This is a genomic window from Legionella adelaidensis, from assembly GCF_900637865.1.
In the GTDB taxonomy this organism is placed as follows: Bacteria; Pseudomonadota; Gammaproteobacteria; order Legionellales; family Legionellaceae; genus Legionella_A; species Legionella_A adelaidensis.
This window is the reverse complement of the sequence record NZ_LR134418.1, coordinates 409,649-429,391: the sequence shown is the minus strand read 5'-3', so window position 1 is coordinate 429,391 and position 19,743 is coordinate 409,649. Positions and strand designations below refer to the sequence as shown.

The following is a 19,743-nucleotide window of genomic DNA, read 5'->3' as shown; positions in this document are numbered from 1 at the left end:
TAAGGCCGAACGACCCATGAGTAAAAATTTGGTTGTTGTTGAGTCACCAGCAAAGGCGAAGACTATTCAAAAATATTTGGGCAATGATTACGCAGTGCTCGCTTCCTACGGTCATGTTCGCGATTTGCCTGCTAAAAAGGGTTCTGTGGAGCCAGATAATCATTTCGCCATGATCTATAGACCTATAGAAAAGAATGCTCGCCATATTGATCTCATCGCAAAAGAATTAAAAAAATCAGAAACGCTCTTGCTTGCTACAGACCCTGATAGGGAAGGGGAAGCCATTTCCTGGCATGTTTATGAGTTAATGAAAGAAAAAAATTTGTTAAAGAATAAAGAAGTTAAACGTATATTTTTTAATGAGATCACCAAAACCGCCATAAAAGAAGCGATTGAAAATCCGCGTGATATTTCAATGGACTTAGTTAATGCACAACAAGCACGAAGAGCTTTAGATTATTTGGTGGGATTTAATTTATCCCCGCTTCTTTGGAAGAAAGTAAGAAGAGGTCTTTCGGCTGGACGGGTCCAAAGTCCCGCACTTCGATTAATTGTAGAACGTGAAGAAGAAATTGAGCGCTTTGTACCGCAAGAGTATTGGAAGATTATAGCGCAGTGTCAGCAGGACAAAAATTCTTTCGAAGCAAGATTAACCCACTATCAACAAGAAAAGCTACAACAATTCAGTGTTACTAACACTGAGAAAGCGCATGCAATCAAACAACAGTTATTAAAGGATGCAAATGGCCAATTAACTGTTGCAGCAATAGATAAAAAGCAAAGAAAACGCAATCCTTCTGCGCCTTTTATCACGTCTACATTACAACAAGAAGCAGCTAGGAAATTAGGGTTTACGGCGCGAAAAACCATGATGGTCGCGCAACAACTATATGAAGGGATTGACATTGGCACGGGTACGGTAGGTCTAATTTCCTACATGCGTACGGATTCCGTCAATCTATCGCTTGAAGCGGTAGAGGAGATTCGTGAATTTATTCGTCATAAGTATGGCGACCCTAACTGCCCGGCATCCCCTCGAATTTATAAAACGAAATCCAAAAACGCCCAGGAAGCGCATGAGGCAATCCGGCCTACTTCAGTTAAAAGAACACCTGAGATGGTCCAGCAATATTTAACCTCGGATCAATTTAAGCTCTATCAATTAATTTGGAAAAGAACAATTGCTTGTCAAATGGCCGAGGCCTTGGTCGATACGGTTGCGGTGGATTTTACTTGTGCTGATTCAGCAGTTTTTCGTGCAAATGGCTCCACAGTAGTTTTTCCTGGGTTTTTACAGGTTTATGAAGAAGGTAAAGACGATTCGAAGGATGAAGAGAGTGTATTATTACCCACTTTTTCGATAGGGGATAAAGTTAATTTATTGGATATAAACGCGAATCAACATTTCACGGAACCTCCCCCTCGTTATTCTGAAGCTTCTCTAGTAAAAGCTCTTGAAGAATTCGATATAGGAAGGCCTTCTACCTATGCCACAATTATTCATACTTTACAGCAACGCGAGTATGTTGTTGTAGATAAGAAAAGATTTGTACCAACAGATGTAGGGCGAATTGTTAGTCACTTCTTAACTAATTATTTTACACGCTATGTTGATTATAAATTTACTGCCACTTTAGAAGACACCTTAGATGCTATTTCTAGAGGCGAAAAAGAGTGGGTTCCTGTCTTGGAAGATTTTTGGAATCCCTTTATTCAACAAATTCAAACTATCGATGAAAAAGTACAACGTAAAGATGTCACTACAGAAGAAACGAATGAAACATGCCCTCAATGTGGAAAACCCCTGGCTATTCGTTTAGGGAAAAGAGGCCGATTTATTGGCTGTACAGGATATCCCGAATGTGATTATACCCAGGACATGAATAGCGGCGTGGAGAAAGAACCCGAAATAGTAGAAGGACGCAGTTGCCCGGAATGTACTAGTCAGTTGCAGATTAAAACCGGTAAGTACGGACGGTTTATAGGCTGTAGTAATTATCCCAACTGCAAATTTATTGAGCCCATCGTCAAACCGGAAGACACAGGGGTTATTTGCCCCAAGTGTAATAAAGATACGATTTTAAAAAGAAAGTCGCGCAAGGGTAAAATATTTTTTTCTTGTGCAGGATACCCTAAGTGTGACTATGCATTATGGAATGAGCCTATAGCTCAATCATGTCCGAAGTGTGCTTGGCCTATACTTACTATAAAGGAAACTAAACGTTCGGGAAAACAAATTATTTGCCCAAAAGAGGGCTGTGGTTATACTGAGTCGGAATAATTGAACGCTATTGACTTCGTTATAACTACATATAAAAATTAAATGAGGATAACTTTTTATTTACTAAAGGAGCAACAATGTCAGAGAAAAAACGTGGTACTGTAAAGTGGTTCAATGATGGAAAAGGTTTTGGATTTATTGAAAGTGAAGGTAAAGATTATTTTGTTCACTTTAGTGCTATTCAAAGCAGTGGTTTTAAAACATTGAAAGAAGGCGCTACTGTGTTATTCAAAGCTGGTCAAGGTCAAAAAGGTCCTCAAGCTGAAGATGTTGAAATAGTTTAAATACGAATTTCCACCCGAATAATCCATTATTATAGTTCAGATCGTAATTAATAGCGTGTGCTAGTTTTTACGTTTGGTTTATGTCTTAGCTTGCCCAGTATTATTACAGGGCATGCTTAGCAATCTTATTCGTCTAAAAATTTTATTTGAGAAATTTTTATCATTAAAGTCTATAGTTAAATAAAGAAATTAAAGTTGGCAAAAGAATTTGCCGATTTAATCAATAAATTAGGGAAATTTTTCTTTATTATGACTATCAAACAAAAACTTGCCATCCGCTCTACTGTTTTAAAAGGTCATGTAAACAAATATGCCATTTTAGGATTAATTATCTCTATCGGCAGTATTGTGTTCGCTTCTTTGATAGTTGCTTATCAGATGACTGGAGAATTAAGCCTCTCCAGTTTTTTATTAGCGCAAACTTCCAATCCTGCTATTTGGGCATTGGATTTAACTCCATTTATGTTTGCTTACTGGGGACAATCGTTTTGTTATGAGCTTGCTAATAAAGCGGAATTAATTATTGAGGATAAAACGCGCGAATATGTGAGTAAAAGTGGGGACTTGGAGCTTAAATTAAAATATGAAAGTAACCATGATAGTCTTACTAATCTACCCAATAGTCGGCTTTTGGCTCAACGAATTAATCAGGGAATTAAACAAATTAATAAGGGTGAGCATCTTGCTGTAGTTATTATAAATATTAATAACTTTAAGCAAGTTAATTATGAATACGGAACTTTTAGTGGCAACAGCTTATTATTACAATTTACCGAAAAATTAAAGCTAATCTTGATAGAACCGTATATGTTACAAGCCTATATGGGAATGAATATGATAGCCCGTTTACAAGGTGCAGAGTTTGCTCTTTTAATTCCCAGGCTGCGCAGCGAACACAATTTAAACCTCATTTTACAAAAAGTTATAGATACTACTTCAACCAGCTTCATGATAGACGGTAATTCCATCGATATTACCACTACCGCGGGTGCTGCATTGTATCCACCTCATGGTCAAAATGATGAGGAATTAATTCATCATGCTACTTTATGTTTACTTCATGCTGAAAAACAGGGCAAACGATTTGCAATTTATGAACCCAGTATGCACAGTAGCCGGAAAACAAAGCGAGTTATGTATAAAGAAATTAGTAGTGCCATTGTAAATGAGGAGATGCGGATCTTATTTCAGCCTAATTATGAGTTAGAGAGTAATAAGATTATAGGTGCGGATGCTATGTTAACAATGGAACATAGCAAACATGGGTATTTAGATAATGAAAAATTAGTTTCAATAGTAGAGGGAACCAGCATTGTAAAAAACCTATCCATATACATGTTGCGTCATGCTGTAACCCAGCTGGCCGATTTACATAAAAGAGGACAGCAAATATATATCACAGTGCAATTGTTTAATGCTACGGATCTCGAGCTTCCACCCTATATTGATTCCCTTTTAAAAGAGAACTCCCTTTCACCCGATTGTTTAAAAATTGCAATTACAGAGAAAGCCTGTCTTAGCGATCAAACTCAATCTATAGCCTTTATTAATGCGTTAGACGCGATGGGAATAAAAATAGTGATTAGTGATTTTTGTAGCGGGTACTCGTCTTTTGTGTATTTAACCAACTTCCCCATTAGCGAAATTAAAATTGATAAGTCATTTGTAGTAAACATGATGAAAGACGAAAAAAAATATACGGTTGTAAAAGCGATAATAAAATTAGCAAAAGCCATGGATTTAGTAGTTTTTGCGAATGGAATCGAAGATGCGGCCACAAGCAATGCCGTAAAAAAACTCGGTTGTTTTTATGGGGAAGGTTCATTTTATTCCCCACCAATAGAAATGGATACTTTTGAAAAATTATTACAAAAAAATATTTAACCCTGTTTCTCAAATTAAACGTTAAACTCTACGCTTTCTGCTCTTATTTGTTTTATTTCATTGTTTTCATCAACAAATACAGCTTTTGGTAAGTAATTCGAGCAAGCCTTTTCTTCTAACTGAATAAAGGTTGCAATAATGATGATATCTCCTGGAGCTACTAAATGGGCGGCTGCGCCATTAACACAAATAGCATTGGAATAAGGAATACCTTCAATAGCATAGGTTTCAAAACGTGTACCTTGGGTGACATTCCATACACTGACAGCTTCATAGGGAAGAATGTTGGCCGCTTTTAGCAACTGCGGGGAAATCGTAATACTGCCTTCGTAGTTTAAATCTGCTTGGGTCACTGTAGCTCTATGGATTTTAGATTTTAACATGCGCCGGTATTGCATAGAAAAACTCGGTAATTAAAAAAATGACGTAGATTTAACCACAAGTGAGAAAAAATTTATACTTAAAATATTAAAGTGCTAAATTGGGGTAAATATTCTAACTGTAATTGTCAGTATTTCTCCTATAATCTATCGTTATAGCGGATTAGAGTTACTTATTGGTAGTGGGTGTAGGCATCTTGCTCACTATATAGCAACTGCGAGGCGCTTTCTCGCCAATAATAAAAATTGAGAAAAAACCGTTCCAGGAAAATCATTCTTAAGCTTATACTCAAAGAAATTCTAAAATACTTGGAAACAAATGCAATATCCCGTCCTGGAAACGATACTGCTTGTTTTGCTGGCAGTACTCATTGTAAATAGTATTTTTCGATTTTTTAACCTACCGGTAATTTTAGGGTATTTATTAGTAGGCGTTTTTGTAGGGCCTTATGTTCTAGCGCTTGTTCCTAATTCTGAAGTGATACAAGCTTTGGCTGAGTTTGGGGTCGTTTTCCTCATGTTTACTATAGGTCTTGATTTTTCTTTTTCCAAATTACGCAAACTACGTTTTGCGGTGTTTGTTTTAGGATCGAGTCAAGTAATTAGTTGTATAGTATTAACGGTGGCAGTAGGCTTAATTCTTAAAATTCCTTTGGTACAATGTATTGTGATTGGTTGCGTTGTATCCATGTCTTCAACAGCATTAGTCATAAAGCAGCTCTCCGAGCAGGGAGAGGTTAATTCTTCTCATGGTTTAACTGCTATTGGTATTCTCTTATTTCAAGATTTAGCTGTAGTCCCCGTTTTTATAATATTAGCAAGTTTAAGTGCCCTTGATGCCGGATCTGTTCTTTATTCTATGACATGGGCAAGTTTACGCGGAATTTTGGCTATTGGTATTTTAGCCAGTGTTGGTTTTTGGATTTTTATTCCGTTATTTCGCTATTTAAACCCTACAAAGCAAGATGAGTTATTTACTATCAGTGTTTTATTTATCGCTATTGGTTCTGCGTGGATTACTGCAAACTTTGGTATGACCTTGGCACTTGGAGCTTTTTTAAGTGGGATTTTTTTAGCTGAGACTGATTATAGTAAACAAATCAAAGACGAAATTCGTCCATTTCGTGATATTTTACTTGGGTTATTCTTTGTCTCGATTGGTATGCTAGCCAATATAAAAATGTGGGGAGAAACATGGGTTTGGATAATGTTGACCCTCCTGGCTATTCTGCTGGGTAAAACCTTGTTGATAATCTTATTGTGTAAAATGGCAAGGCATCAAAATGCAGTGAGCGTGCGTACGGGGATAGTTTTAGCTCAGGGTGGGGAATTTGGCTTTGCTATTCTAACCTTGGCATTGAGTCGCAAATTGCTTTCTTTCGATTATTCACAAGTGGTACTCGCTGCTCTATTAATTTCCTTTGCTTGTGCCCCGCTTTTAATTCGTTACAATGAAAAAATAGGCTCCCTTTTTGCCAGACGCTAAACCAGCCAAGTCTCTATAGTTTGTGAGTAAAGCCTTCCCGGGAAGTTACTCAATAACAACGGATGCGTGTGTGGGTAACATCCAGGCAAGTATCATTTTCAATATAAAAAATATTTTTTTGCGCAGGGGTATTAATTATTTCACGATTAGCAATTTTATCGTATCCGCAGCCATTTAAGCTACTTATACCAAGAATAATGAATATCCGTATTAGCCAGTGCATAAAGATCCAATAAGCTAAATTTATAATATACTAACATTCATCGACCTTGTCGAAGCAAAAAGAATAAACCATTTCTAATCAATAAAATAGCTGCGGTTGGTCGGAAGGTCTAACGAGGATATGGAGTATTGTTGGGGCCTTTAGGCTGGGAGTACGGAATTAAGGAAATAAATGTTAGACAGGGCAAGCATTATTGATACGCTGTTTTTAGAACGAGTTAAGCAAGGAGACTTTCCCACGCCTAGAAGCGCTATTACTCTTGCTGAATCGGGTTTAAGTAAAAAAACAGCTTTGGATTTGTTTGATACCCAAATTAAATCCCGCCAACTTGATCTAATAGCCCGGCAATTAAAAGAAAAAGGGTTAGCCTACTATACGATTGGTAGCAGCGGGCATGAGGGGAATGCGGTCTTTGGCTATGTGTTTAAAAATTCAGACATGGCTTTCCTTCATTATCGTAGTGCTGCTTTTTTTCTACAAAGGGCAAAACAATTTCCAGGCTGTGACGGGGTAGAAGATGTGCTTTTGTCATTTGTAGCTGCGGCAAGAGATCCCATAGCCGGAGGAAGGCATAAAGTATTAGGCAGTGTGCCATTAAATATTCCACCGCAAACATCCACCATTGCTTCCCATTTACCAAAAGCATTAGGAATGGCTTTTTCTATTCGTCGCGCGAAAGAATTAGGGATTGAAGCCAAATTACCAAGTGATTCAGTGATTATTTGCTCTTTCGGAGATGCTTCTATAAACCATTCCGTCACACAAGGAACACTTAATGCGTGCAGTTGGATTGCACAAAATGCATATCCTTTACCATTGGTTCTTATTTGTGAGGATAATGGGATTGGAATCTCAGTGCCTACTCCTGAGAATTGGGTGGAGGAAACGATAAAAAATCGTCCATTTATCCATTATTTAGCATGTGATGGTTTAAATTTAGCTGATTGCTTTATGCAAGCGAAGTTGGCTGAGAAAATAGCAAGACAAAGAAAGCAGGTAGTTTTCCTCCACATGCGTTGTGTCCGTCTTTTGGGACATGCCGGTTCGGATATTGAGACGCAATACCATAGCCTTAAAGAAATTGAAGAAACAGAGGCAAATGATCCATTGCTTCATACTGCAGGTCTTTTATACAGAGCAGGATGGATGACTTTAGATAGTATTCAACATTTATATGAAGATAACCAAGAATTGATACAAGCCAAAGCAATTGAAGTAGCTTATAGTGAACAATTAAACTCGGCCACAGCCATTATGTCCGCTCTGGTTCCCAAAGTTATAGAAGTGCACCGGTACCCCTTACCCTCTGAGGCAATACGAAAAATTACTTTTGCTGATAGCTTTCCGCAATTAGCAATTAAAAGGAACCTCAGCCACCACATTAATTTTGCATTGACCGATTTAATGTTGCAGTATCCGCAAATGGTTATTTTTGGGGAGGACGTGGGTAAAAAAGGGGGCGTTTATCGCGTCACCGCAGATTTACAAGCGCGTTTTGGGCAAAGACGTGTTTTTGATACTTTGTTAGATGAGACAACTATATTAGGGACGGCTATTGGTATGGCGCATAATGGTTTTTTGCCTGTGCCAGAAATACAGTTTTTGGCCTATTTACATAATGCTGAAGATCAATTGCGAGGCGAAGCATCCACCTTATCTTTCTTTTCCAATGGTCAATATAAAAATCCTATGGTCATACGTATTGCTGCCTTGGCCTATCAAAAAGGTTTTGGCGGTCATTTTCATAATGATAATTCAATAGCTGTATTAAGGGATATCCCGGGCCTAATTGTGGCATGCCCATCCAATGGCCCTGATGCAGCTAGGCTACTACGGACTTCTATGGAGCTAGCCCAGAATGAAGGAAGGATCGTTGTATTTCTAGAGCCTATTGCTTTATACATGACAAAGGATTTACATGAGACGGGCGATAACCAATGGCTATTTGAGTACCCTTCCCTTGAAGAAAAAATTCGGTTTGGTGAGGTGAGTACTTTCGGGAAAGGAGAAACAGTCATTATTACTTATGCTAATGGCTACTATCTTTCGCGGCAAGCTGAAAAAATCTTACGAGAAAAGTATAAAACCTCCATAAAAATTATTGATCTCCATTGGCTTTGCCCTCTCCCAAAGGAGGCTATATTGCGCGAAATTGCCGGTGCAAAAAATATACTAATCGTAGATGAAGGAAGAAAAAGCGCCTCTATTAGTGAAGGGGTGATGACTTTATTAATAGAGGAAGCTTCTCCTCAATTAAATATAAAACGGGTAGTTGGAGAAGATTGTTTTATCCCTTTGGGAAATGCTTGGCAGTATTTACTTCCGAGTAAAGAGACTATCATTATAGCTGCACTTTCGTTTGAAAGTTCAAATAAGGAAAATGAAAATGGACGATTTACTATTTCTTGATGAGCAATTGCATGACGATGAAAGAATGATTCGTGATAGCGTTGCTCGTTTCGTCAATAATGAGGTTGTACCGCTTTTACCAGAAGCATTTGAAAAAGCTAAATTCCCCAAGGAATTTATCAAAAAGACTGCTGAAATGGGTTTGTTAGGACTCACGTTACCTTCGGAATATGGCGGTAACGATGCCTCTTATGTTATGTATGGCTTGGTTTGCCAAGAATTAGAAAAAGGCGACAGCGGCTTACGTAGTTTTGTTTCGGTGCAAAGTTCCCTGTGTATGTATCCAATTTTTAAATATGGAACGGAAGAGCAAAAAAAACGTTTTTTACCGCAAATGGCGAAAGGGGAGATAATTGGTTGTTTTGGCTTAACAGAACCGGACTCAGGTTCGGATCCTGGCAGCATGCGTACTCATGCAACTAAAGTAGCAGGCGGCTGGAAGCTGAATGGTTCTAAATTGTGGATTACTAATGCCACTATTGCCGATATTGCTATTGTTTGGGCGAAAACAGAGCAAGGCATTCGTGGATTTATTGTAGAAAAAAAATTTAAAGGATTTGAAAGCCGTGAAATTCATTTAAAAATGTCATTACGCGCATCGATTACCGGCGAATTGTTTTTTGATGATGTTTTTATTCCCGAGAAAAATCTTTTAACTGGCAGCGAAAAAGGGTTAGGGGCGGCACTCAGTTGCTTAAGCCAAGCCCGCTATGGAATTGCCTGGGGCGCTATAGGAGCTGCAATGGCCTGCTTTGATAAAACCAAAAACTATCTGTTGGAGAGGAAACAATTTGATAAACCGCTAGCTGCACATCAACTTATCCAAAAAGATTTAGCGGATATGTATAGTGAAATTATTAAAGCACAATGCCTTAATTTAAGAATTGGACGCTTGAAAGAGGAAAACCGGGAAACACCGGTGATGATTTCTTTGGCTAAAAGAAATGCTTGCAGAGAAGCATTAGCAATTGCCAGAAAATGCCGTAATTTATTAGGGGCTAACGGTATTAGTTTGGAGTACGATGTAATTCGCCATATGTTAAATTTAGAATCGGTATTTACCTATGAAGGAACTGACAATGTTCACACATTAGTTTTAGGTAAACATATAACAGGCATCAACGCATTTATTTGATATTTTTTGAGGTTTGCAAAACTTAAAACGCGCTGGGTCTGACTTCGCCTTCAAACGTGTCAGAACCAGCTTAAACCTAGAAAAAGGTTTAAAGTTATCCTGCTATTGCTGTAGGAGTTTGGGCAATTTCCCTTTCCGTGCACGGAAACAGCGTATAAGTAGTAAAAAAATCTTTTATATCTATGTTATCGCCTAACCCTAACGCTTTTAAATGGGTTCTAATAGTCTTTGCTAACTCTCCATCTTGATATATGTTATTGTCTAAAAACGCGAGCTCGATTGGCTTATTCTCTAAAAAGTTTGTTAAGGCGCTAATCAAATCATTGGCTGCTTTAATTTTAGCCGCTTTTGAGTAACTAAAAAAATTAAATAGCGAGATATCGGGCCTCTCTCTTCGCTCCTTCTCATATTTTCTAAGATGAGCAATAAATAACTCAATTTGGTTTTTGGGGATTTGCTTTTTTTCCGCATAATGGTAAGTCTCTTCTCCCCCTTCATCCCAAAGTGCCCACCTTTCTCCATATAGCTCTCGATAGGAGGGTCTTTGTCCGAATTTTCCAAATTGTACGGAATCACGTGACCCAGGTTCCGATTTCATTTTTTGTACCATTAGAGTAAGTTCCTGGGTATAGACTTCCATGGCTTCCCATGCTTCTTGTAAGTGTTGCGAATTAAAGTCCCCTTCTTTTTTTCCAGAGGTTAGTGGAAGCTGATCATCATATTGTTTAATAAGAGCTTTGATGCGTTGAACCTCACTCAGGACATTTTCAACATAACAAAGAAAGGCACCGGATGTTTTCAAAACATGTTTGTTTGCCATATCTTTGATTAACTCTTTGGTGCACTCAATAGTATGTTTAATTTTAGATGGATATTCGGGAGTGCTCTCGGGTAGGAAATACGCTTGTGAATGATAAGCAAATACTCGTTGTTCGCTGTCTTTTAGACTGACACAATCTTCAATGAGTATTTTTGCAGTAAATGGTTTAGAGCAATAAGCTAAATCAAGACGGATTGCATCAGCAATAAATTCAAGATTTTTCTCCGGCAATTTTTCATTTAATAGCCCGTCAACCGTTGGCCCCGTTGTATCTCTTGGACAAAATAAAGATTCATTTGTTACATTATCAAATACTACTTCGGCATCTAATTTTAATTTTTCTTCAATAAAAACTTTAATTTTCTTTCTTATTTCTGCTGTAACCCGCAGGTTTTTAGGATCAGCAAGAGACGCTAATTGCTTAATTAACAGCATACGGTATAAATTAAACTCATTACTGTTAACTAAAGATTCGTCTAATGTTTTAACAGTGTGATGGCTACTGACAACTTGGTTTAAGTAGTAAAGAAAAGCAAAAGATTCATCCAAATACTTTTGGATGTTTTCCTCGTTTATTTTCCCTTCGAGATCGTCAGAGGAAGTTTGTACGCCGAGACCAAGCATTTCACGATAAGTAGAATCACCGGCTAAAATAAATTCGCGATTCTGGATTTGGGTTAAGGCATAATTGAAACGCTGTGCCGTACTGAGTAATTTCTCGTAAGGATGAGAGCGTTCATAACTGTATGAAGCAGTAGGAATGGGTGCAAGAATTCTAACTTGTTGTAAATCTTGTAACGCGCCGCCTAATCCTCCTTGACCTACCGGCTTGGTATAAAAATCAATCAGATATTGGGGTAAAGAATCGTCAGGAGCCATTACAGCTACAATTTCCAGCGTTTGCTGTTTTATTTTTTCGATGAATTCAAATTTATTTACAAATGTTTTATTTTTAGGTTCTTTTAAATAAGCAAGAGTTGTTTCAATAAATAGGGGTAATTTATTATATTGTGGACTAAGCGTCCCACTCCTTCTTAACTCTTGTTGAAGTTGTTTGGTTTGTTCTCCTGCTTTTGTAATTAATCCTGTGACCAACTCGCGTAAATTTATTTCAATTACTTCATTATGGCGATATCGAGACGCATACTCCCTTTTCCATGAAGATACTGAACCATTAGCCATATGAGGATTCGTACCTAACCATGAATGTTTTGTGATTTCGTCAAATTTACTTAATTGTTTGATATCGGTCGGGGTGGTTTCAGTCACAGAGTCAATACGTTTCTTAAGGCGTATCACCTCTTTTTCGATGCTGCTCACAATATTTTTTATGTTAGCGCGATTGGTAGCACTCCGTTTGTATTGAAAAAAATCAGAATCATTAAATAAAGAGTAAGATGCTGCAAAACTTACACAAGCGGCTACCAATCCTATGGCTAATATAGAAATAGTAATGGGGCCCCCAATTAGTGCAGCTGAAGCACTGACTGCTATGGTTCCAGCTATTAAACCGGTAAAAGTAGCTAGAGTCGTTGCATGACTGGCAAAAAATCCGGATTCTGACATTTCGGCTTCCAGAAAATTTTGACACTGTTGCATGAATTGGATCTGTAGTTGTTGTGAAAATTTTTCTTTCTCTAAAGGGTTCTCGAAAAGTGAGCGGAGCCATTGTTGCAATCGACTTTCCTGACTATGTTTTTCAATGGTCTGATCATGCTCCTGATAAATATCCTGAAAAGCCTGTTGAAACAATGCATTTAACTGTTGTAAAAAATAAACCTCAATAGCTAAATCGAAGTCTTTTTCATCTACATGCTGAGCCATTTGTTGCTTGCACTCTTGGCGCATGTCTGTACCCGTTAAATCTTTTAAACCAATAAGAAGGCATTCTCTAAAATGGAATAGTTTGACGAGTTCTTTTGATAAGTTGATGTATGTTTCACTTTTGAAGCCCGCTTTTTCCATCTCCCTTAAAATACAGGCAAGATCTTCTTCAGCGGGTTCTTGATTAGCGTTAAGGGCTTTGTACACTAAAGTACCGACCCCGATACCTAATAAAACACTAAATGCACCACCAATAGCATTTTTAGCGCCGGTCATGGGATTTAGAAAGTCGAGAAAGGAAGTATTTTTTTGGGCATACATAGCCATGCCACCTACCCCAAGACCAACTAGGGCTCCGAGTGCTCCCCTACCCAACTTGGTACCGAAAGAGGCTTGTGTAATGGCTTTCTCTAAATATCTATTTTTTGTTGGATGATATTCAGCAATTTTTTCCGCACATTCTTTAACCGTGCTTGCTTTTTCTATCCCACCTGGAATTTCAAGATGAGTAAACATGTTGCGTTCAAGATATTGCTGATAATTTTCTTTAACAAGTTTAAAATAATCTTCGAGGGTCGGATCGGACATTTCTACAACATTCCATAATAACTACAATAATTAAATAGCAGGATAACAAAGAAAAATTAAGAGAGTATTAAGCATAATCAGACACCTTTATTCCAGGGGATTTTGCAAAATAAACTCTTCCATTAGCTAAACTTATAATATGTAGTGTTTGAATAAGGAAAAATAATGTCAAAATTAAAACCACCCCCAGATACAACGAACCTCTCTAATCCCGTAGAGCAAGAAATTGCTGAAGTGGTAAAGCAAGAGCTAGAATTAGAAGGGTCTGATAATGATGAGCTCCATAACCAGTTTGTGGGTGGGGACCAAGTAGATTCTTTGGGAGATGGTATTCCTGGTTATGAAACTACGGGAGTAGATGGAACCGATGACCAGATTGAACAAGAACAAGAAGAAACGGCCACGTCTATACCCAAACTAAGACCCAGATTATATCCTCCATACAATAAGTAAGCTTGTTATTTTGATTAAGAAAAGCTATTATTCCAACCCAATCGGGGCGTAGCGCAGCCTGGTAGCGTACTAGCATGGGGTGCTAGTGGTCGAAGGTTCAAATCCTTCCGTCCCGACCAAGCCCAGCAAGAACTTCAGAACTTAAAAATTTGCGATTTTGTTTTTTTTGGTACCAGTTTTGGTACCACTTTAAAGTCTGCTCTAAAGTTACCGGGTCTTTCCCAATTACGGGGGCACTCAATCAGCAGCACAGCACTCTAATCCGAGTTCTATAATTTTCAAAGTTTTTAAATCCATAAGCTCTCCTCTGAATGTCTCATAAAGAATTGCTAGCATTAGGCTCTTTTGTATATTTTCCGGCAGTAGAAACTATATGAGCTTTTTTGATACTGCAAGGCCTTTCTGTATTCCGTAATTTTCAACGCCTAGTCTTCGTAGTAAGCTGTGTTAATATGAGTTACTTACCTAAAATTGATTTTAGGATTTCGCAAGGAAAATGGATGTTCAAAGGTCGGCGTAAGCAGTTTTTAGCTTTAGGGATGGCAGTAAGCCTGTGCCCAATCCTAGCTTATGCAGAAGCGCCTGTAGGACTTAAGGAATTAAATCAATTAGCCATTCATCACAATAAAGATATAATAGCCTCCCGTTACGCAATGACAATAGCGACTGCAAAATTAGTTCAGGCAGGGTTATGGCCTAATCCATCATTAGAGCTAGTAAACAATGATGATCGTTTTTTTAAAGATGAAGGTGAGTATTCTCGTAGTATTGGTTTGAGTCAAGCACTACCTATTTCAGGCCGGATAGCTAAACAAAAAATAGTAGCTTGTATTGATATTGAACGTGCCCACGCGGAAATTCAAGAAGCAATACGTCAATTAAGTTCAAAAGTTGCAAATACTTACTATGCTTTGGTCGTAACAGAAAATCGCTTGCAGCAATTAAATTATTTACAGCGCATTAATAAGGAACTGGTTGGAGTCATTCATGAACGTTATCATGCGGCTGAAGTATCAGAGCTGGATGATAACATAGCCCGCATAGAATATGGGCGAATTGAACAAGACAAACAGCTTTTGCGAAGTCAACTCATTACCCAGTATGCAACTTTAAATCAATTAATTGGCAGAAATCCAAGTAAGCCTCTTAGAATAAGTAAAACAATCGTTATACCAAAAGCTCTGCCTCCATTACCTGATTTGGTTAATCATGCTCTGAAATATCGCCCAGACCGACGAGGCTTATTGCTCGCCCATCAGCGAGCACTCGCTGATCGAGCCCTTGCTAAAGCGGAGCGTTTTGCTGATTGGACTCTAGGCGTTGGTGTTCAACAAGATAAAATAGTGGTTGACGGAGCTCCACCCCAGCAGGCTGATAAAACGTTGAATTTAACGTTATCGGTTCCGTTACCCTTATTGAGTGGCAATCAGGGAAGAATTTTAGAAGCAAGTGCTACGAGAACCCAAGCTTTAATGGCTATTGACGCTATAAATCTTACCATTGAAACTGAAGTTATGAGCAATTATGGCCAAGTACAAACACTTACCACAAGTCTTTTGCAAACCCAGTCTACTTCTCTTCGATTAGGGCTTGCTAATGTGAAACTTGCACGCGATGCCTATCAAAACGGTCAAATGTCTTTGTTGAATGTATTACAGGTTCAAAGGCAGCAAAATGATTTGCAAGCGACTTATTTAACAACGGTGGAAAAATATTATCAATCCTATGTGGCTCTTTGTACTGCCATTGGGGAAAGACATCTAAAAGGAATTTGTCCTGATTTTCCATCAAAGGAAGAGTGTAAATGATTACATACCGATTTATTCGACAGAGATTGTTTCTTATTCTCCTTATGAGTGTTTTTCTTTACACACCGCGGCTGTTCTCCCATGGAGATGAAATCGAGGTGAATACCTCAGGGCCCGCACAGTCCGTCACGCTGACACCAGAACAAACCAAAAAACTTGGCCTTGAAGTGGCTAAAGTTTCCCTACGTCCAACGGCGGAGCTTTTAGCCCTAAATGGGCAACTCCAACTAATGCCTAATGCACAAGCGGACGTCAGTATCCGAATTAGTGGGGCAGTCACAAATATAGTAGCAAATTTAGGCGATAATGTGGGCAAAGGGCAGGTACTCGCTACTGTACAGTCAAGATTAATCGGAAATCCCCCACCAAGTGTAGAGGTTAAAGCGCCCATTGCAGGAATAATTGATGCACGAAATATTAGTTTGGGCCAGGCGGTTGAGCCTAATACGGTTCTTTTTCACATCAGTAATCGCGAGCAATTACTTGCGGTGGCCAAAGTCTATGAAGAGGATTTGGACAAAGTAAAAATAGGCCAGAGCGTTAATATACATGCTTTAAGTTTTCCAAAGAATGCTTTTCCCGGCAAGATCATTCTTATTGAACCTAATCTAGATCCCTTAACACGCACGGTAAACGTGCAAATTCTTCTTGATAACAAAGAAGCCCTGTTAAAACCAGGGATGTTTGTTCGTGCCAATGTGATATTGCGTTTTACTAAAGCTGCGTTATCAGTGCCTAATAATGCCTTAATTGAAGCAGATAACACGACGTTTGTTTTTGTGAAAAACGGCTCAGCTTATGAGCGAACAGTAGTAGTACTTGGCGCCAGTGATGAAAGTTATACTGAAATTATGAAGGGATTGGTGCCTGATGATGAGGTAGCTACTCAGGGAAATCGGCAATTGTACACTTTATCTTTAACTGGTGGCGGTGCAAAGCAGTCAAGCCAGGAGGATAAGCATTAATGTTTACTCAATTAATTGCCTGGTCACTTCATAATCGTATATTGGTTTTAGCGTTAACCATTATCCTTTGTCTTTTAGGTGGCTACACCTTAAAACAAATGTCAGTTGACGTTTTCCCAGAATTTGCGCCACCACAAGTGGTTATTCAAACCGAGGCGCCGGGAATGGCCACGCAAGATGTCGAAACTTTAATCACCTATCCTCTGGAAAGTGCCATTAATGGGACACCCGGTGTTGCTAGCGTTCGTTCAAAAACCTCGGTGGGTTTATCTACTATTACGGTTGTCTTTAATGATAAAACTGACATTTATCGTAATCGCCAACTCATTAATGAGCGCATCCAACAAGTTACAGGGAGGCTCCCTCCGGGAGTTACCCCGCCTGACATGTTGCCAGTCACATCAGCTGTGGGGTGGCTTGTAAAATATGCACTAATCAGTGACACAGCCAGTCCTGAAACCTTACGCACCCTTTCCGATTGGACTATTAGGCCACGTATACTGGCTTTAGGTGGGGTTGCCTCTGTTGTATCCATTGGTGGAGAAGTAAAACAATACCAAGTGCGCCTCATCCCTGAGCGACTACTAGCTTATGGCATTACCATTGAAGAAGTACGACAAGCCTTAACCACGGCTAACGAAAATGTTCCCGGTGCCTTTGTTAATCAAGCAGGAACTGAGCTTGTGGTAGGTACGGTTGGACGAATCCAATCGCTTGATGACATTAAAAAAACCGTCATTACAGTTCGAAAGGGCATTCCGATCACTATTAATAATGTAGCAATAGTAGCTTTCGGTGGAGAAATAAAACGTGGTGATGGTGCTTATAATGGCAAACTTGCAGTGATTGGTACTGTATCCAAAGCCTATGGTGCCGATACTGTAACGACTACGGCAAAAGTTGCGGACGCTCTAAATAACATTAAACAGACTTTACCAGTAGGTGTTGATCTAAAAACCGAAGTTTTTCGCCAAGCCAATTTTATTGAATCAGCGATTAATAATTTAACCCGCGCACTTCTTGAAGGTGCAATCATAGTTATTGCCATTCTTTTTTTATTTTTAATGAATTGGCGTGCCTCATTCATTACGTTTCTATCGATGCCAGTTTCTTTTGTAATTGGTTTATTAGTGCTGCACTATTTTGGGATTGGGATAAACTCCATGACTCTCGGAGGAATGGCTATTGCTATTGGCGAGGTGGTTGATGATGGGATCATTTCGGTGGAAAACGTGGTGCATCGCTTAAGAGTCAATCGAGAGGCGGAAAATCCTTTGCCGACTATAGAAGTGGTTTTTGATGCCATCCTCGAAATAAGAAGCTCAGTTGTTTATGCAACAATTATCATAAGTCTCGTTTTTTTACCCATTTTCTTTTTATCAGGAATTGCTGAGCGCATTTTTAGTCCTTTAGCCATTGCCTACATTGCTTCAGTTTTAGGTTCATTGGTAGTCTCTATTACGATGGTTCCTGCGTTGTGTTATTTCTTGTTGGTTCGTTCTCGAGAAAAAGAACAGGATAAGGGAGTTCAACTACATGCTTTATCTCAAAATGAACGCAATTACAGCGTAGAGCGCAAAATGGAGCATGAAACAGATTCAGAGACGCGTTTTGTGATATGGCTAAAGACGCATTTTTTAAAAGCTTTGCATTGGTCTTTGTCTCACTTTAAGGCAGTGATCATAATGGCACTTGTGGCATTTGTATGTGCATTGACTCTACTTCCATTTTTTGGTACTTCATTTCTGCCTGAGTTTCATGAGGGTAACTTTATTGTGACAATGAGTACTTTACCTGGAACTTCATTGGAAGAATCCATGCGCTTAGGTTTGCAGGTACAAAATACTTTATTAAAATATCCGCAAGTTGTATCCATTGCCCAACGTGCTGGTCGCAGTGAGCTGGATGAGGACGCATTACCGCCTAATGTGAGTGAGTTCGATGTACTTTTGGATTTCGATAAAGACCAATCCATGGCACCCGATAAACTATTAAGAAATATTCGTGCTGATTTGGCTAGTATTCCAGGTGCTGTTTTTAATGTCGGCCAATTTATTGCTCATCGCATGGATGAGGTTTTGTCCGGTGTACGAGCGCAAGTTGCGGTGAAAATATTTGGCGATAATTTATCCACATTAAACGAATTAGGTCAGTCCCTTGAAACACTTTTAAAATCGATTCCTGGTACTGTAGATGTGAATAAAGAACAGCAGATTAATGTTCCACAAATAATCATTAAGATTGACCGTGACAAAGCTGCACGTTACGGAGTTAATGTAGGTCAGATTTCAGAGGACGTAGAAGTACTTTTAAATGGAGTGAGTGTATCAAGTATTTTAGAAGGTCAACGCACCTTTGATTTATTTCTACGTATGGATAAGCCAGGACGTGCTAATACTAAAGCCATACAAAATATGCTTATTGATGCGCATGGGCAAACTGAAGAAAGTTCAAGTAAAATTCCCTTACGTGCAGTTGCTGAAATTAAAGTAGAGCCTCAGCCTTTTGCCATTAATCGGGAAAACGTGCAGCGATTATTAGTCATTGGCTTTAATGTGCAGGGACGCGACTTAGGTAGCGTCATCGCGGATGTAAAACAAGAGGTACAAGAAAAAATTAAGCTACCTACTGGCTATTTTATTCAATACGGTGGACAGTTTGAAAGCCAACAACAAGCGTCCAAAGTGATTCTAGCTTTTGGTGTACTAGTCATCTTTATCATGCTTATCTTATTGCATAAGGCTTTTGGAACGTTTAGAGAGGCTATTTTGGTCATGTTTAATTTGCCCTTAGCATTAATCGGTGGTGTGGTTTCACTTTTTATAGCTAGTGGGGAGATGAGCGTTGCTGCTATGATTGGATTTATTACCTTATTTGGAATTGCTGCACGAAACGGGATTATCTTAGTCAGTCATTACAACCAGTTACGCTTACAAGGTAAAACTCGACAACAAGTGGTTATTGATGGAACCCTCGATAGATTAGTTCCTGTATTAATGACAGCTGCAACAGCCGCCCTAGGACTTTTCCCACTGCTTTGGGGGTCACCTGCCGGTAAAGAATTAGAACGACCATTGGCACAAGTGCTTTTAGGCGGGTTATTTACTTCAACAGTGCTTAATATGCTTGTTGTACCTACAGTTTATAATGCTATTGAACAATGGCGGGAACAAAAGAAATTATTAAAAGAACAAAATTAGGAG

General features: G+C 38.9%; 13 protein-coding genes and 1 tRNA gene. 11 read left to right on the top strand and 3 right to left on the bottom strand.

Annotation, left to right across the window (positions count from 1 at the left end):
- Positions 1–16 precede the first annotated feature (16 nt).
- The 3 genes from topA to EL206_RS03115 all read left to right on the top strand — a co-directional run bounded on the left by topA (position 17) and on the right by EL206_RS03115 (position 4,449).
- Complete coding sequence (topA, locus tag EL206_RS03125) at positions 17–2,281, top strand: type I DNA topoisomerase (RefSeq protein ID WP_058462083.1); 2,265 nt, start codon at positions 17–19, stop codon at positions 2,279–2,281.
- A gap of 77 nt (positions 2,282–2,358) precedes the next feature.
- On the top strand, positions 2,359–2,565 hold the full coding sequence (locus tag EL206_RS03120; protein WP_058462082.1) for a cold-shock protein: 207 nt from the start codon (positions 2,359–2,361) through the stop codon (positions 2,563–2,565).
- Positions 2,566–2,760: 195 nt separating this feature from the next.
- Positions 2,761–4,449 (top strand): putative bifunctional diguanylate cyclase/phosphodiesterase, encoded by a 1,689-nt coding sequence (locus tag EL206_RS03115; RefSeq protein WP_058462081.1) that lies wholly within the window; start codon positions 2,761–2,763, stop codon positions 4,447–4,449.
- 14 nt (positions 4,450–4,463) lie between these two features.
- On the opposite strand, the gene panD is transcribed toward EL206_RS03115, so the two are convergent.
- Entirely contained in the window at positions 4,464–4,847 is a 384-nt protein-coding gene (panD, locus tag EL206_RS03110) for an aspartate 1-decarboxylase (RefSeq protein ID WP_058462080.1), read from the bottom strand.
- Positions 4,848–5,148: 301 nt separating this feature from the next.
- On the opposite strand from panD, the gene EL206_RS03105 reads away from it, so the two are divergent.
- Entirely contained in the window at positions 5,149–6,315 is a 1,167-nt protein-coding gene (locus EL206_RS03105) for a cation:proton antiporter domain-containing protein (RefSeq protein ID WP_058462079.1), read from the top strand.
- Between the two features lie 49 nt (positions 6,316–6,364).
- Here the strand turns inward: EL206_RS03105 and EL206_RS09950 are convergent, their stop codons facing one another.
- Positions 6,365–6,538 carry a hypothetical protein gene (locus EL206_RS09950; protein WP_157058190.1) on the bottom strand — a complete coding sequence of 58 codons (174 nt, stop codon included), beginning with the start codon at positions 6,536–6,538 and terminating at the stop codon, positions 6,365–6,367.
- Positions 6,539–6,709: 171 nt separating this feature from the next.
- Here EL206_RS09950 and EL206_RS03100 point away from each other — a divergent pair, with 171 nt between their 5' ends.
- On the top strand, positions 6,710–8,947 hold the full coding sequence (locus tag EL206_RS03100) for a thiamine pyrophosphate-dependent enzyme (protein ID WP_058462078.1): 2,238 nt from the start codon (positions 6,710–6,712) through the stop codon (positions 8,945–8,947).
- Positions 8,925–10,082 (top strand): acyl-CoA dehydrogenase family protein, encoded by a 1,158-nt coding sequence (locus EL206_RS03095; RefSeq protein ID WP_058462077.1) that lies wholly within the window; start codon positions 8,925–8,927, stop codon positions 10,080–10,082. Before EL206_RS03100 ends, EL206_RS03095 begins: the two co-directional genes overlap by 23 nt.
- Positions 10,083–10,176: 94 nt before the next feature.
- Here EL206_RS03095 and EL206_RS03090 read toward each other — a convergent pair whose 3' ends face one another.
- A complete protein-coding gene (locus EL206_RS03090) occupies positions 10,177–13,314 on the bottom strand; it encodes a hypothetical protein (RefSeq protein WP_058462076.1) in 3,138 nt (1,045 codons plus the stop codon).
- A 165-nt stretch (positions 13,315–13,479) separates the two neighbouring features.
- On the opposite strand from EL206_RS03090, the gene EL206_RS03085 reads away from it, so the two are divergent.
- The 5 genes from EL206_RS03085 to EL206_RS03065 all read left to right on the top strand — a co-directional run bounded on the left by EL206_RS03085 (position 13,480) and on the right by EL206_RS03065 (position 19,740).
- Complete coding sequence (locus EL206_RS03085) at positions 13,480–13,767, top strand: hypothetical protein (protein WP_058462075.1); 288 nt, start codon at positions 13,480–13,482, stop codon at positions 13,765–13,767.
- A 42-nt stretch (positions 13,768–13,809) separates the two neighbouring features.
- A tRNA-Pro gene (locus EL206_RS03080) sits at positions 13,810–13,886 on the top strand.
- Between the two features lie 381 nt (positions 13,887–14,267).
- Entirely contained in the window at positions 14,268–15,575 is a 1,308-nt protein-coding gene (locus tag EL206_RS03075) for a TolC family protein (protein WP_058462074.1), read from the top strand.
- A 44-nt stretch (positions 15,576–15,619) separates the two neighbouring features.
- The gene (locus EL206_RS03070) at positions 15,620–16,540 is read left to right on the top strand and encodes an efflux RND transporter periplasmic adaptor subunit (RefSeq protein WP_232048495.1); all 921 of its coding nucleotides are present in this window, start codon (positions 15,620–15,622) and stop codon (positions 16,538–16,540) included.
- Positions 16,540–19,740, top strand: a complete 3,201-nt coding sequence (locus EL206_RS03065; protein WP_058462073.1) for an efflux RND transporter permease subunit — start codon at positions 16,540–16,542, stop codon at positions 19,738–19,740. Before EL206_RS03070 ends, EL206_RS03065 begins: the two co-directional genes overlap by 1 nt.
- The last annotated feature ends 3 nt before the right edge of the window (positions 19,741–19,743 follow it).